Raw genomic sequence first — 14762 nt, 5'->3', positions numbered from 1 at the left:
TCGAAACGCACTCTAAGCATCTTTGATATTGTCTTGTTTACGTCAATTCGCTCAGTCTTGGAAAGGATTCTGCACAAGAATTGTGTCATCGCGTTCCGGACTGGTCGACAAGATCGCGACCGGTGCACCGATCAGCTCTTCAACATGGCGTACGTATTTGATCGCTTGCGCCGGAAGCTCAGCCCAAGTCCGCGCACCTTCAGTGGATTCTTTCCAACCCGGCATGCTCTCATAGATCGGCTTGACCCGTTCCTGGGCGCCTTGTGACGCTGGAAGATAGTCGATGCGCTCACCGTCGAGTTCGTAGCCAACGCAAATCTTGATTTCCTCAAGACCATCCAGAACATCAAGCTTGGTCAGCGCGATCCCGTTGATACCGGACGTACAAACGGTCTGACGCACAAGAACCGCATCAAACCAGCCGCAACGGCGGCGACGGCCGGTCACCGTGCCGAACTCGTGACCACGGGTCCCGAGAAACTCACCGACTTCGTTTTCCTGCTCGGTTGGGAAAGGCCCCTCGCCCACACGTGTGGTGTAAGCCTTGGTAATACCGAGAACATAGTCAACCGACCCTGGCCCAAGGCCGCAGCCGGTCGCAGCCTGCCCGGCGACCGTGTTGGACGATGTCACGAATGGGTATGTCCCATGGTCGATGTCGAGAAGTGCGCCTTGAGCCCCTTCAAAGAGGATCCGTTTGCCTTGGCGGCGTTGCTCGTCGAGCAGGTACCAGACCTTGTCCATGTAAGGCAGAACCTGATCTGCAACGCTGGACAGCTCTTCGAAAATGACATCCGCTGAGATTTCGTCCTGCCCAAGCCCCCGGCGCAAAGCGTTGTGGTGGGTCAAGAGCCGGTCGATTTTCGCCGGAAGCGTTGTAAGGTTTTTCAGATCCATCAGACGGATCGCACGGCGGCCGACCTTATCTTCGTATGCCGGACCAATACCGCGTTTTGTTGTGCCGATTTTGGTGCCGGTGTTGGAGTTTTCACGAAGAGCGTCCAGTTCCCGGTGCAAAGACAGGATCAAGGTTGCGTTCTCAGCCACCCGCAGGCTTTCAGGAGTCACAACGACGCCTTGCTCGCCGAGCCGTTTGACCTCTTCGGCCAACGCATGTGGATCCAACACAACACCATTGCCGATCACAGACAATTTGCCTGGACGGGCCACACCGGATGGCAGCAAGGAGAGCTTGTAGCTCACACCGTCAATAACGAGTGTATGTCCAGCGTTGTGTCCGCCCTGGAACCTTACAATGACATCGGCTTGTTCCGACAACCAGTCGACAATCTTGCCTTTGCCTTCGTCACCCCATTGCGAACCGACAACAACCACATTCGCCATCTAGCTTTTGCTCTCCTAAAGCAGGTTCGTGACGTCCTTGACGCCAACACAACAAGCCCCGGACAAGGCCCCGGGGCAAACGGCGCGGACTATAGACAGGATTGGTTTGCCGCGCGAGTCTTCCCAGCCATTTAATTGAAGAATTGCGCAAGCTACCGAACAAACTCTCCCCAATTCCGGTTCTTGTTCGTTTTATCGCTGTGCAAGACAAGCCTGCGCGTCCAACATTCGCTCGGTTTTCGGGTGTCGGGAACCGAAAACACATGGTACCCGGGAGACATTCACCTGGTCGGAGCTCCCACATGAAATTGCAGCATTGGATCTTGCTGATGTGTCTCGGTGCGATTTGGGGCGGATCGTTTATCTTTGCCAAGGTTGCGGTTGCCGAGATCCCTCCGCTGACGCTGGTGTTTTTCCGCGTCGCATCCGCCTGCCTCGCCCTTTGGCTTGTGCTCTGGGCCCAAGGCACCCTGAAGCAGTTTCCTATCAAGATGGCGGCCTCGTTTCTGGCAATGGGCCTCTTGAACAACGTTATCCCGTTTTCACTGCTCTTTGCAGGACAGACTGTGATCGGAGCAGGTCTTGCGTCTATCCTCAACGCGACGACACCGGTCTTCACCGTTTTGGTAGCAGGTGTCTTGTTCCGCCAGGAAACTCTCGGCATTCACAAGATCGCCGGAATTGTTCTCGGGATCGCCGGCGTCGCAACGATGCTTTCCGGCAGTTTGTCCGGCATAGTCTCAGACCCCTTATGGGCTCAGGTTGCATGTCTTGGAGCGGCGCTGTCCTATGCCTTTGCAGCAACCTTTGCAAAACGCTTCAAAGGCCTCCCGCCCCTGATCTCGGCAACCGGTCAATTGTCCGGATCAACCCTGATCATGGCCCCGATCGCTCTGTTCGCATCCGGTTCATGGAGTGTGGCGGATCCAAGCGTCATTGCCTGGCTCAATGTTCTCGCGCTCGGGATTTTCGCGACTGCGCTTGCTTACCTGATGTACTTCCGGCTTCTGGCCGAAGCTGGCGCGACCAACGCGTCGCTGGTCACGCTTCTGGTGCCCGCCAGCGCCTTGTTTTTTGGATGGTTATTGTTGGGCGAAGAATTGTCGGCAATCCAACTTGCCGGTTTCGCACTCTTGTTAAGTGGGCTGGTCGTTATTGATGGGCGGCTCTTCGCCAGTTTCAAACCAGTATCCACATCCGCAAAATAGCAAGCGCCCGGATGACTTTTCATCCGGGCGCCCTTGGTGTCAAAAGCGAAGCGGCTTGACTTGCTTCACATGGGAGACCGTCTCCAATCTGGCCATGACCTCTTTTGAGACCGGAGCATCCACTTCGACGAGACATATCGCTTCCTCTCCCGGCGCTGTCCGGCCAAGGTTGAAAGTCGCAATATTTACCTCGTTGTTGCCCAATTCCATCCCAAGGTGACCGATAAAGCCCGGTTTGTCTTCGTTAGTGATGTAAAGCATGTGCTCGCCGAGCTCAGCTTCCATATTGATGCCCTTCACCTGGATGATCCGAGGCTTGCCGTCGGCGAACACCGTCCCGGCAACGGAGCGGCTTTGGCGCTCGGTTTCCACAGTCAGGCGGATGTAGGTCTCATACGCCCCTTGCTTGTCCCGCCGGACCTCTTCGATCTGCATGCCCCTTTCCTTCGCCAGGATGGGTGCAGAGACCATGTTGACGGTCTGCAAAAGCGGTGTCAGCAAACCAGTGAGTGCAGCAGACGTCAGTGCCTGAACGTTCATGTCGGCGACGGCACCGGCATATTCCAGGCGAACGCGCTCAATCCCGGTTTCAGTAAGCTGTCCAGCGAAAGACCCCAACTGCTCGGCCAACCGAACAAAAGGCGCCAGTTTAGGCGCTTCTTCCGCCGTGATTGACGGCATGTTGAGTGCATTCCGGACAGCACCGCTCAAGAGGTAGTCGCACATTTGCTCGGCAACCTGCAGAGCAACGTTCTCTTGGGCTTCCTCCGTTGAGGCTCCAAGATGCGGTGTGGACACGAAGTTCGGCGCACCGAAAAGCACATTCTCCTTGGCCGGTTCATCAACAAAGACGTCGAAAGCGGCGCCCGCAAGTTTCCCGCTATCAAGTGCATCACGGACAGCCTGTTCATCAGCAAGACCACCGCGGGCACAGTTGATGAGGTAAGCCCCGTCCCGCATTTGGGCGATCGCGGCTGCATCAATGATGTTCCGCGTCTTATCAGTGAGCGGTGTGTGCAACGTGATGAAGTCAGATCGGGAGAGAAGCCCTTCCAGTTCCACCTTCTCAACGCCGAGTGCAAGCGCCCGTTCCGGCGTCAGGAACGGGTCAAAAGCGATCACTTTCATCTTGAGACCGATACCCCGCTCGGCAACGATCGATCCAATGTTTCCGCAGCCGATCAGGCCCAATGTTTTGCCGGTGATCTCGCGTCCCATGAACCGGGACTTTTCCCATTTGCCGGCCTGAGTCGACGCATCTGCGGCCGGTATTTGACGGGCCACCGCCATCATCATGGAAATCGCGTGTTCGGCCGTCGTGATGGCATTACCGAACGGCGTGTTCATCACGATGATGCCGCGTGCCGTGGCCTTGGGAATGTCGACATTGTCGACGCCGATCCCTGCACGGCCGACAACTTTCAGGTTGTCCGCCGCGGCGATGATTTTTTCGGTCACCTTCGTGGCAGAGCGGATCGCCAGGCCATCATACTGACCGATGATCTCGCGCAGCTTTTCCTTGTCCTTGCCAACATCTGGCAGGAAATCCGCCTCCACACCGCGATCCTTGAAGATTTGCACGGCAGCTGGAGACAACTTGTCAGAAATCAATACTTTCGGGGCCATATGAGCCTCTCCTTGACATCAATACCTGGCCGGGCAGCGTACCGCCCGGCATTGGACTTAGCTGGTCAAAGAACAGGCTCAGGCGGCCTGAGCGTGTTTCGCTTTTTCGGTTTGGAAGGCCCAATCCAGCCAAGACGTCAGCGATTTCAGATCGCTGGCCTCAACGGTTGCCCCTGCCCAGATTCGAAGACCGGAAGGTGCATCCCGGTAAGCGCCGATGTCATAGGCAACGCCTTCACCGTCGAGCAGGGAAACCATGCCCTTCGCGAAAGCGGCCTGCTGCTCATCTGACAGGGCTAGAATGTCCGGATCAACCACGCTCAGACAAACGGACGTGTTGGACCGGTTGGCAGGATCCTTCGGCAGAAAATCGACCCAAGACGTCTGATCAACCCAGTCAGCCAGAACCTGAAGGTTGCCGTCAGCGCGCGCCACAAGACCGGCCAAACCACCGAGATCGTCAGCCCATTTCAGAGCATCGAGATAATCTTCAACGCACAGCATAGAAGGGGTATTGATCGTCTCGCCGCGGAATATCCCTTCAATCAACTTCCCGCCTTTGGTCAGGCGGAAAATCTTCGGCAAGGGCCAAGCCGGAGAATAGGTTTCCAGGCGTTCGACAGCGCGCGGGCTGAGGATCAGCATGCCATGGGCGGCTTCACCGCCAAGCACCTTTTGCCAGGAAAACGTCACCACATCGAGCTTGGCAAAATCCAGCTCCTGAGCGAATGCGGCCGAAGTCGCATCGCAGATTGTCAAACCTTCGCGGTTCGCCGGTATCCAGTCTCCGTTCGGCACACGGACGCCTGATGTAGTCCCGTTCCATGTAAAGACGACATCATTCGAAAAGTCGACCGTCGAAAGGTCTGGCAGCTCACCATAAGGCGCTTCTATCTTGCGGACATTTTGCAGCTGCAGCTGTTTGACCACATCGGTCACCCAACCGGATCCGAAGCTTTCCCACGCAAGCATGTCGACGCCCCGGGCACCAAGCAGCGACCACATGGCCATTTCAACTGCGCCGGTATCAGAGGCCGGAACAATGCCAATGCGGTAATCTTCTGGAACGCTCAGCACCTTGCGTGTCAGCTCAATGGCTTCCGCAAGTTTGGCCTTGCCCGGCTTGGCGCGGTGCGACCGTCCAAGTGGCGCATCGGAAAGCGCTTCCAGCGACCAGCCGGGGCGCTTGGAGCAGGGACCAGAAGAAAAATTGGGATTGGCCGGACGCACGTCCGGCTTGGAGATAACTATGCTCATTTCAAGTCTACCCTCACAGATAGGAGCCCCTCGTTGGGGAGGGGTGGCCCACCTATGGGGATAAAGCCGAACGGCAGTTACGTCAATTCAATTGCGAGAAAGACAAGAAAAAGGGCCGGTCGATGACCAGCCCTTTCGCCAACACGTATGTTGGGTAATCAGAAATTACTCGTGATCGGCCCGGCTGGATAATATGCCGGAGCCGCTGCGGGTGCGTTGAATGTGTAGCGCGCACCAATGCGGAATTCGTGAGCGGTCAGGTCTTCCCACACTTCACGGGATTCACCGGTGCCAACGTTGTAGAGCTTAACGGTTTTCGCCTCGCCGAGGTCCTTATACCGGTAACCAGCATCGATGCTCCAATTCGGCGTGACAGCGTATTCTGCACCTGCCATCAAGGCCCAGGCAAAATTCCAATCGCCGTTGCTGCCGTCGTAGCTGGAGGTCGTGCCGTCCGGGTTGAGGGACGTTTTGTTGCTGGCGCTCACGTATGACGCACCGATACCGGCACCGACATAAGGTGTGATACGGTTCCAGGTCGCAAGATCAACATAGCCGTTCAGCATGACGGTCCAGACGTCGATGTCAGCTTTCTCCGTCGAAAACTGGCCAGCAGTTGCGCAGCCACCGCATGGTGCGTAGCCGGTTGCAGTTGCTTTGGCTTCATAATCGACCGTGACATCACTTCTGAAGTAACGGTTGAATTGATAACCAACACCTGCGCCAATCATCCAGGTGTTGTCCAGGCTCTCACGTTCATAACGCAGATCGCCAATTGCCGCGTTGCTGAAACTGCCACTGGGGTCCCCGTAAACTTTGTAGCCGATATCACCGCGCAAGTAGAAACCGCCAACGGCCGCAGGGGCGACCGGAACGTGTTCAATGACCGGCGTCGGCAAGTCTGCTGCAAAACCCGCAGTGGACAGCACAACAGCAAAGCCGGTCAAAGACAAACGTTTAAAAAATTTATCCATGTCTTCGTCCTCTTTCGATGTAGCGTCTGCATTTCATTGCCGACACACCAATCTCGAGGCCAAAAATGACGCGTATTCATTAAGGTTGACTTAACTGTGTTCTTTAACCGAGTTTTTTTACGTAAATGATTGGTAAATCCTACGCCTCGCTTTTTACCAAACATTAAAAAAGCCAGCTGAATCAGCTGGCTTTATTGTTAAGAACGTAAGTGAATCTCAGAGGAGGCAGGCGCTACGCGGCGGAAGACGCAACAACCCCGGCAATATCGTTCACAACTTGTTTAACCAAATCCGCGTCATCGCCTTCAGCCATAACCCGAATCAAAGGTTCTGTCCCGGAAGCCCTGATCACGAGACGGCCGGATGTACCCAGACGGGCTTCGCCGTCCTCAATCGCGGATTTTACCTCGGAATGCTGGAGCGGCGCGCCGCCTTTGTAACGGACGTTTTTCAGGATTTGCGGAACAGGTTCAAACCGGCGGCAAACTTCTGACACGGGTTTATCCTGCTGCTTGATGCAAGCCATAATCTGAAGTGCCGCGATCAGCCCGTCACCCGTGGTCGCGAAGTCCGACAGAACAATATGGCCAGACTGCTCCCCGCCCACGTTGAAGCCATTGGCACGCATGTGTTCAACCACATAACGGTCGCCGACTTTCGTGCGCTCAAGACCGAGCCCCAAATCCCCCAAATACCGTTCCAGCCCAAGATTGGACATAACAGTTGCAACGATGCCATTGCCTGCTAAGCGGCCATTGGCTTGCCAGGATTGGGCAACCACCGCCATCAACTGGTCACCGTCAACGACGTTTCCGTTTTCATCTACGATAATCACCCGGTCCGCATCGCCATCAAGAGCGATGCCGATGTCGGCGCGCACTTCATGAACTTTCTTGGACAATGCATCTGTGGAGGTCGACCCGCAGTCTTTGTTGATGTTGAACCCGTCCGGAGAAACGCCCATCCGGATTACATCGGCTCCGAGCTCAAAAAGGGCATCCGGCGCAACTTTATAGGCCGCGCCATTGGCGCAATCGACGACAACCCGCAGGCCTTCAAGGCTCATCTTACGCGGCAGGGTGCGCTTGGCCGTTTCAATGTAGCGCTCTTGGGCCCCGTCAATTCGTTTGGCTCGTCCAAGCTCCTGAGCGCCTGCAAGATGCGGTGTCAGATCGCTTTCGACGAGTTCCTCAATGGACTTCTCGATTTCATCACTCAGCTTGAAACCATCAGGTCCGAAGAACTTGATGCCATTATCCTGGAAGGGATTGTGAGAGGCGGAGATCATCACGCCCAGATCCGTGCGCAGGGATCGGGTTAGCATCGCAACGGCCGGGGTTGGAAGAGGCCCGAGAAGGAAAACATCCATACCAACCGATGTGAAACCTGCCACCAGAGCGTTTTCCAGCATGTAACCGGACAGTCTCGTGTCTTTTCCGATCACAACACGATGGCGATGACCGCCATTCTTAAACACCAGGCCCGCCGCCATGCCGATCTTAAGAGCCATTTCCGCGGTCATAGGATAGGCATTCGCCTGTCCGCGAATACCGTCGGTGCCAAAGAACTTGCGCATAAACCAAACCTTGTCGTTTTCGAATCTTTGTCGTTGTAACCGAGATTACCGGCGCCGTGTGTCACATCTTATGAGCAAATGTTACCATCGGCGGCCAGTTCATATCTAACCAAACACATGAAAAATGCCCGGTGAGACACCGGGCACTTTAATTGTTCAATAGAGGAGCGTTTTAGGCCTGAGGCTGAGGCTCCATGCCACCGCTCGGCTCATCACCGCCGCGCTTTGCGCCCGCTTTCGGCACCGCAGAGGAACGACCGATCGGCTGATCGTCATCAGTGTCGCGCACCGGCGGCTTGCCATCGAGAAGATCCTTGATCTCATCGCCTGAAAGCGTTTCGTATTCGAGTAGACCTTTCGCAATGCTGTGCAACTGGTCCTCGTGATCACCAAGGATCTTCTTCGCTGTCTCATATCCCTGGTTAACGAAGGATTTGATTTCAGCGTCGACGATCTTCTGGGTCTCATCCGCTACGCTCTGGTTTTTCGCAACGGAATGGCCGAGGAAAACCTCTTCCTGGTTTTCGCCGTAGAGCAGCGGACCGAGCTTGTCGGACATGCCGAACTGGGTCGCCATCGCGCGGGCAAGTTTGGTCGCCATCTGGATGTCGCCAGACGCACCTGAGGTTACCTTCTCATATCCGAAGATCATTTCCTCGGCGACGCGTCCGCCCATCGCTACGGCCAGGTCGGCCTTACACTTGGCTCGTGTCAAGGACACCTGATCTTTTTCCGGCAACCTCATGACCATGCCAAGCGCGCGGCCGCGCGGGATGATTGTCGCCTTATGGATGGGATCAGAAGCTTCCTGATGAAGAGCCACCAGAGCATGACCAGCTTCATGGTAGGCCGTCAGCTTTTTCTCTTCCTCAGTCATCACCAAGGTGCGGCGCTCTGCACCCATCATGACCTTATCCTTGGCGTCCTCGAACTCGGCCATCGTGACCAATCGCTTGGACCGGCGTGCTGCAAGGAGGGCGGCCTCATTCACAAGGTTCATGAGATCTGCACCCGAGAAGCCCGGTGTGCCGCGTGCCAGTGTGCGTACATCGACATCTGGAGCCAGTGGTACTTTCCGCATGTGAACCTTGAGGATCTTTTCGCGGCCAGTCACATCTGGGTTCGGAACGACAATCTGGCGGTCGAAACGACCAGGGCGCAAAAGCGCAGGATCAAGAACGTCCGGACGGTTGGTTGCCGCGATGATGATAATGCCTTCGTTCGGCTCAAAGCCGTCCATCTCGACGAGAAGCTGGTTGAGCGTCTGCTCGCGCTCATCATTACCACCACCAAGGCCTGCACCGCGGTGACGGCCAACGGCGTCAATCTCATCGATAAAGATGATGCAAGGTGCGTTTTTCTTGGCTTGCTCGAACATGTCGCGGACGCGGCTTGCGCCTACGCCGACAAACATTTCCACAAAGTCAGAACCGGAGATCGTGAAGAACGGTACGTTTGCTTCACCTGCAACCGCACGCGCGGTCAGGGTTTTACCGGTACCCGGAGGACCTACCAGCAGCACGCCGCGCGGAATACGACCGCCAAGCCGCTGGAATTTTTGCGGATCGCGCAAGAATTCGACGATTTCCTGCAAATCTTCCTTAGCTTCGTCGATGCCGGCAACGTCTTCGAATGTGACCCGGCCGTGCGCTTCAGTCAGCAGTTTCGCTTTGGACTTGCCGAAGCCCATGGCTTTGCCACCAGAGCCCTGCATTTGCCGCATTACGAAAATCCATATGCCAAGAATGATCAGCATCGGAAGCCAAGAGAATAGCGCGCCGAGGAGCGGTGAACTTTCGGCCGGCGGACGCGCGTTGATCAACACGCCTTTAGTGCGAAGTTCTTCGACATATTGCGCACCTTCGGGCGCGTACGTCTGAAACGGACCTGTGGTCGAGCTGCCCGAGATCTTCTGTTCCTGAATGGTCACCGATCGCACATCGCCGCGATCGACTTTATTCATGAACTCGGAGAAAGCGATCTCGTCCGTTGCGCTGTTCTGTGTTGGGCTCTGAAACAGCTGGAACAAAGCGATCAGCAGAAGGGCGATTATCACCCAGAGCGCGAAGTTGCGAAAATGTGCGTTCATTTCTATCCCTTAACCGCCCGACGCGACTTTATTAGAATGCGCGCGGTTACATTTCTTTCAGCGAAGATAGGTCGCCCATAGCCCTATGCCAAGGTGGTGCGCCATATTGCGCATGCACACTGACTATTTTCTTAAGAGACACCCCTAACAGATGTTTGCGCCCGCGAAAACAGCGGAAATCCTAAGACCCCTCAAGATCGGTCCTATAGTTACCGGCCAATTTTGCCGGAACGGGGATCCGCTGAAGTGAAATTTCGTACCCGCCGCGCAGCACATCATGCCAAATCAAGGAGGCCGCAGAGCGAACACCCACCGGCCCGTTTCCGATCCAGAACACTGGCGCGCTTTCAAACGCCTCCTTTGGCCACCCATTTGGCCAGGAAATCTGCCGCCGATCGACCGGCGCATTGAACAGCGGGCCGAGACTGACTGACATGCCGTTTGGCGGTGCCCCCTCGGCGGCCTGAACATCGAACAGAAAGCGGGCGTCCCATTTCCCTTCTCCGCAGAGGTTCTCAAGAACCACAGGCGGTAATCGGCCGATTTCTTTCCAAACAAATAGAGTATCCCGTTTCATTTCCAGAACGGCTCCACCCAATGTTTGGCGCCCTGCCTTGTTGTTCAAAATCCAGTGATCGAGGGCTTCGATCTTCCGCAACTTCGGCTGATAATCCCGGCCGGTCACCCGCTCGATCATGAGTATGAGCAAACGCAGCCTGAATTCTTCTGACTGAGCGCGAAACATCAGCGTCGAAGTCTTGACCGGTCCTGCCGGATGTTCCTCGACATGCTGACGAAAAAGCTCCGCGAGGACCGTTTCCAGAGCCTCGCGCGCACGTCTTAGCTGCCGTGCTGTTGTGGCAATCCGGCCCGGCGACAAACCCTCTTCGGCGAGACTGCTCGAAATCGACCGCAACCGGCTGCGCTTGTACTTCAGACTCTTATTGGAAGGATCTTCACACCATTTTTGATCTCGTTCTCTTAAGGTTGCCAAAAGCCGGCTTTTGGGCACACCGAGAAATGGGCGCAGCAAACGAAGTCCGGCGGGTCCTTCAGGTTCATCTGAAGCCATGGCCGCAAGTCCGTTCAATCCACTTCCCCGGGTCAAACGATCGAGAAACGTTTCAGCCTGGTCGTCGAGATGATGCGCGAGAAGAACGGTTTCAAAACCCGACACAGCTGTCTGTTTTGCGATCAGTTGGTATCGCACGTCGCGCGCTGCCTCTTGGACACCAGTTTCCGGTTTGTCATCCGTCCATTTCAAAATGTGGCAGTGCAAACCATATTGTTCGCTCAATTCCCGAACAAAGCACGCTTCTTGAGAGCTTTCTGGACGCAGCTTGTGATCAACAACGACCACCTCGCAAGCACCTTCCCAGTTTTGTCTCGATCGCCATTCACAAAAGGCAATCAGCAGGCAAACTGAGTCTCCACCGCCAGAGACAGCAAGAGCAATCTTTGAAAAGTTGTTTAATGAATGAAATAGTTGGTCAATTTCCCGGTCAGTAAGCCCGGAATAGGGATCCGGCTGGTTACGAACACTGGGCACTTTGGCGTTCATCCCGCGCTTGTGACAAAACCGCCGGCGCAGCATTTGGAAATTTGCTCAAGAGTTCGGAAAACGTCGCGCAAGCAACATCGGTTTCACCGAGCCCGCGCAGCGAAACTCCGAGTTTCAGCAAACTGTCCGGGCTTTTTGAATTGCCGGGATGATCCCGGTAGGTTTTCAAAAACGCGTCCGCAGCCTCGCGATAGTTCTGCTGGGCCAGGAGGCTTTCGCCGAGCCAATACTGCGCATTGGCCGCAAGCTGATTGTCTGGATAACTTTCCAAGAATGTGCGAAATCCGGCCTCAGCCGCAGCATAATCTCCATTCACTGCCATGGAATATGCGCGGTCATAATCCGTCCGCGGGTCACCACTTCCAATTATACCGGCAATCTGGTCATCGTCTGTCGAAAACTCAGGGCTGGGAGTGGAGTCTGAAGCTGCTCCGGGTGGCACGACTTGACCTTGTGCCAGAGACGACAAATCAATCGGTCCGTTCGAAGGAACGCCTGCACCGGCTTCATATCCGCCCGATTGGGACCAATCACCGTCCCCAGAGCCATCGGCAGGAAGGGTTGCAAATCCACCGCCGGGCGCGACCAGGCTTCCAGACTGAGGTGTGCCATCTGGCGCCAGCCCAGGAGAAGCGTCCGACCGTTTGCCGGGGGTCCCACCTTCAAGCTGCTGAAAACGGTATTCGTTGTCTTCTTGCATCCGGCGCATTTGATCTTGCAATTCACGCATTTGAAACGCCATTTGCTCGAGTTGACCGGTCAAGACCCGAATTTGTTCTTCCAACTTACCGATACGGACACTGGAATCGTCATTCCGTTTTCCGAAAAGCTGCGCATGAGATGGCGTTGCCACTGAGATGAGCATTATGGCCAATACAGGGCATATCAGCCTGTAAAATTGTTTCATTCGTCCCTCCGCTGTGCAGCCACTTGTCATATACCAATACCGATAAATGGAAAGCCATCTGATTGGCAGGGAGAGGTTCTCACCCGTATGGCCACACGCTGAATTCTAGCGCAAATGGCGCTCCGAGTTCGGCCAAATTTTGACAAACAAACCGGGAAAGGGCGTGTTTTTGCTCCGGGCAAATAAAAACGCCGGGCTGAACCCGGCGTTTTTAGCGTTATTCGGACACTGATCAGTTGGTCGCGTTGTTCAGCACGGTCACTGCCCGCCTGTTCTGAGACCAGCAGCTGTTGTCGTTACAAACGGCAACTGGCCGTTCTTTGCCATACGAAATCGTTTTGATCCGGGAGGCAGAAACACCCTGGGATACGAGGTAATCGCGTGCGGCCTGCGCACGCCTTGCACCAAGTGCGATGTTGTATTGGCGCGTACCGCGCTCATCAGCATGGCCTTCAACGGTAATCGTGTACTGCGAGTACCGTTGAAGCCATTTTGCCTGGTTGGCAAGCGTGGCCTGCCCCTGCGAATTCAGGGTGGATTGGTCTTCTTCGAAGAACACCCGGTCCCCGACATTCACCACGAAATCCTGCCCGGTCCCCGGCTTGACGTTGGTCGCCAGCCCGTCCGGCTTGGTTTGCGCGCACGCTGCGGCAAATAGGACTGCAAAACAGACTGCAATCCACCGCGCCCCGTTGGAGGCACTCACCATATTGAACATTCCTGTCTCCTTACCCCAGCCCGCTAAACCGGCTATCCAAATGCGCCCCCACATTTTGGTAAACGCTTTCTAGCCAAAGTCGGTTAATGCGCTCTCAATAAGGCTGGTAAACACTTCGTTATTCGTTGCCTTAGTCGATCAATGGCGACCAAGACGGATCTGATGCAAATGCCGGTGTTTCCAGCCTTTGTTCATTGTAGCCAGTCAAATCGACGGTCCAGACCTGCGGACCTCCGTTTGCGCCCGGCGTATCACGGAAGAACACCAGAACCCGGCCATTCGGAGCCCAGGCTGGTCCTTCGTTGTGATATCCCTCTGTCAGAATCCGCTCGCCTTTTCCGTCAGGCCGCATCACACCGATCATGAACCGGCCCTGGTGCTGCTTGGTAAAGGCAATCAGGTCGCCCCGTGGAGACCAGACCGGTGTCGAGTAGCGCCCCGGGCCGAAGGAAATCCGCTGAGCCTGGCCGCCAGCTGCACTCATCACATAAAGCTGCTGTGAGCCGCCCCGATCGGATTCAAAAACGATACGGCCGCTATCCGGAGAGAAAGACGGGCTCGTATCAATGGCGGCTGTGTTGGTCAAGCGGGTCGTCTGCCGCGACCGCAAATCCATTTTGAAGATGTTTGCGTTGCCACCCTGCTGCAAACTCATGACCACGCTCTGTCCATCGGGTGAAAACCGCGGCGCAAAGGTCATCCCCGGAAAATTGCCCACGATCTCGCGCTGCCCGGTCTCGATGTTCAAGAGGTACACACTTGGATCCGCACCTGCATAAGACATGTAGGTGATTTCCTGGCTCGTCGGCGAAAAGCGCGGTGTCAAAACCAGATCATCGCCCCGGGTGAGGTACCGAACGTTCGCGCCGTCCTGATCCATCAGTGCCAAGCGTTTTACGCGCTTGTCTTTCGGCCCCGTCTCGTCGACAAACACGATGCGCGTGTCAAAATAGCCTTTTTCGCCGGTGAGACGTTCGTAAACGGCATCCGCAATGATATGGGCGAGCCGCCGCCAGTTTTCCGGTGTTGTATAGAACTGTTGCCCAAGCATCTGCTCTGCCGCAAAGACATCCCAAAGCCGGAATTCAGCGCGCAAGCGGCCATCCGCCTGCTTTGTCACGGTTCCCGTCACAAGCGCCTGTGCACTGATCGTACGCCAATCCCCAAAGCGCGGGGTGGAATTCACGCTCATGTTCTTCTGAATGAAGCTCGCTGGATCGAGAGGATTAAAGAGACCGGACCGTTTGAGATCCGCCGCAATCACCGCGGTCATGTCGGCGGCCAGTTTGCTGTCGCCACCTTCTGCAGAGAACTGCGGCAAGGCAATTGGCAGCGGTTCGACATTCCCTTGAGTGATGTCGATTTCAACCAGCGCAGCGGCCGGGATCGGACTGAGTACTGCTAGGAGTGCAACAAACCCACCGCGGACGCGGGCCGAGGACCCGACGAACCCTAAAAAATGTTTCCAAATCTGACGCATGAGCAATACAGCTCCTTCACCT

The 14762-nt window shown here is 55.6% G+C and carries 11 protein-coding genes; 1 reads left to right on the top strand and 10 read right to left on the bottom strand.

Annotated features, from left to right (window positions below):
• Nucleotides 1–51: 51 nt before the first annotated feature.
• A complete protein-coding gene (locus tag ACQY4Z_RS15280) occupies nt 52–1344 on the bottom strand; it encodes an adenylosuccinate synthase (RefSeq protein ID WP_133951466.1) in 1293 nt (430 codons plus the stop codon).
• Nucleotides 1345–1646: 302 nt separating this feature from the next.
• Between ACQY4Z_RS15280 and ACQY4Z_RS15275 the strand changes: the two genes are divergently transcribed.
• The gene (locus ACQY4Z_RS15275) at nt 1647–2552 is read left to right on the top strand and encodes a DMT family transporter (protein WP_428522598.1); all 906 of its coding nucleotides are present in this window, start codon (nt 1647–1649) and stop codon (nt 2550–2552) included.
• Between the two features lie 39 nt (nt 2553–2591).
• Here the strand turns inward: ACQY4Z_RS15275 and serA are convergent, their stop codons facing one another.
• The 9 genes from serA to tolB form a co-directional block, all read right to left on the bottom strand.
• Nucleotides 2592–4178, bottom strand: a complete 1587-nt coding sequence (gene serA / locus ACQY4Z_RS15270; protein WP_133951462.1) for a phosphoglycerate dehydrogenase — start codon at nt 4176–4178, stop codon at nt 2592–2594.
• 78 nt (nt 4179–4256) lie between these two features.
• The gene (locus tag ACQY4Z_RS15265; RefSeq protein WP_428522596.1) at nt 4257–5435 is read right to left on the bottom strand and encodes a phosphoserine transaminase; all 1179 of its coding nucleotides are present in this window, start codon (nt 5433–5435) and stop codon (nt 4257–4259) included.
• A gap of 158 nt (nt 5436–5593) precedes the next feature.
• Nucleotides 5594–6409, bottom strand: a complete 816-nt coding sequence (locus tag ACQY4Z_RS15260) for an outer membrane protein (RefSeq protein WP_428522594.1) — start codon at nt 6407–6409, stop codon at nt 5594–5596.
• A gap of 232 nt (nt 6410–6641) precedes the next feature.
• Nucleotides 6642–7985 carry a phosphoglucosamine mutase gene (gene glmM / locus ACQY4Z_RS15255; RefSeq protein ID WP_428522592.1) on the bottom strand — a complete coding sequence of 448 codons (1344 nt, stop codon included), beginning with the start codon at nt 7983–7985 and terminating at the stop codon, nt 6642–6644.
• A gap of 172 nt (nt 7986–8157) precedes the next feature.
• Entirely contained in the window at nt 8158–10074 is a 1917-nt protein-coding gene (gene ftsH / locus ACQY4Z_RS15250; protein WP_133951456.1) for an ATP-dependent zinc metalloprotease FtsH, read from the bottom strand.
• 181 nt (nt 10075–10255) lie between these two features.
• Nucleotides 10256–11635, bottom strand: coding sequence for a tRNA lysidine(34) synthetase TilS (tilS, locus tag ACQY4Z_RS15245; protein ID WP_428522589.1), 1380 nt, complete (start codon nt 11633–11635; stop codon nt 10256–10258).
• Nucleotides 11607–12542: a tol-pal system protein YbgF gene (gene ybgF, locus ACQY4Z_RS15240; protein WP_428522587.1), complete on the bottom strand. Its 936-nt coding sequence runs from the start codon at nt 12540–12542 to the stop codon at nt 11607–11609. Before ybgF ends, tilS begins: the two co-directional genes overlap by 29 nt.
• Nucleotides 12543–12774: 232 nt before the next feature.
• Nucleotides 12775–13260: a peptidoglycan-associated lipoprotein Pal gene (pal, locus tag ACQY4Z_RS15235; protein ID WP_209174799.1), complete on the bottom strand. Its 486-nt coding sequence runs from the start codon at nt 13258–13260 to the stop codon at nt 12775–12777.
• Between the two features lie 130 nt (nt 13261–13390).
• Nucleotides 13391–14740: a Tol-Pal system beta propeller repeat protein TolB gene (gene tolB / locus ACQY4Z_RS15230; protein ID WP_209174800.1), complete on the bottom strand. Its 1350-nt coding sequence runs from the start codon at nt 14738–14740 to the stop codon at nt 13391–13393.
• Nucleotides 14741–14762: the final 22 nt, after the last annotated feature.

It is taken from the genome of Roseibium sp. (assembly GCF_965276855.1).
GTDB lineage: Bacteria > Pseudomonadota > Alphaproteobacteria > Rhizobiales > Stappiaceae > Roseibium.
This window is presented reverse-complemented; position numbering and strand designations above follow the sequence as displayed.

Excerpts from the sequence above, each read along its gene's own strand:
- ACQY4Z_RS15260 (WP_428522594.1), bottom strand. The coding sequence starts at position 6,409 with ATGGATAAATTTTTTAAACGTTTGTCTTTGACCGGCTTTGCTGTTGTG.
- ACQY4Z_RS15275 (WP_428522598.1), top strand. The coding sequence starts at position 1,647 with ATGAAATTGCAGCATTGGATCTTGCTGATGTGTCTCGGTGCGATTTGG.
- ACQY4Z_RS15265 (WP_428522596.1), bottom strand. The coding sequence starts at position 5,435 with ATGAGCATAGTTATCTCCAAGCCGGACGTGCGTCCGGCCAATCCCAAT.
- ACQY4Z_RS15280 (WP_133951466.1), bottom strand. The coding sequence starts at position 1,344 with ATGGCGAATGTGGTTGTTGTCGGTTCGCAATGGGGTGACGAAGGCAAA.
- ftsH (WP_133951456.1), bottom strand. The coding sequence starts at position 10,074 with ATGAACGCACATTTTCGCAACTTCGCGCTCTGGGTGATAATCGCCCTT.
- tolB (WP_209174800.1), bottom strand. The coding sequence starts at position 14,740 with ATGCGTCAGATTTGGAAACATTTTTTAGGGTTCGTCGGGTCCTCGGCC.
- pal (WP_209174799.1), bottom strand. The coding sequence starts at position 13,260 with ATGTTCAATATGGTGAGTGCCTCCAACGGGGCGCGGTGGATTGCAGTC.
- tilS (WP_428522589.1), bottom strand. The coding sequence starts at position 11,635 with ATGAACGCCAAAGTGCCCAGTGTTCGTAACCAGCCGGATCCCTATTCC.
- glmM (WP_428522592.1), bottom strand. The coding sequence starts at position 7,985 with ATGCGCAAGTTCTTTGGCACCGACGGTATTCGCGGACAGGCGAATGCC.
- serA (WP_133951462.1), bottom strand. The coding sequence starts at position 4,178 with ATGGCCCCGAAAGTATTGATTTCTGACAAGTTGTCTCCAGCTGCCGTG.
- ybgF (WP_428522587.1), bottom strand. The coding sequence starts at position 12,542 with ATGAAACAATTTTACAGGCTGATATGCCCTGTATTGGCCATAATGCTC.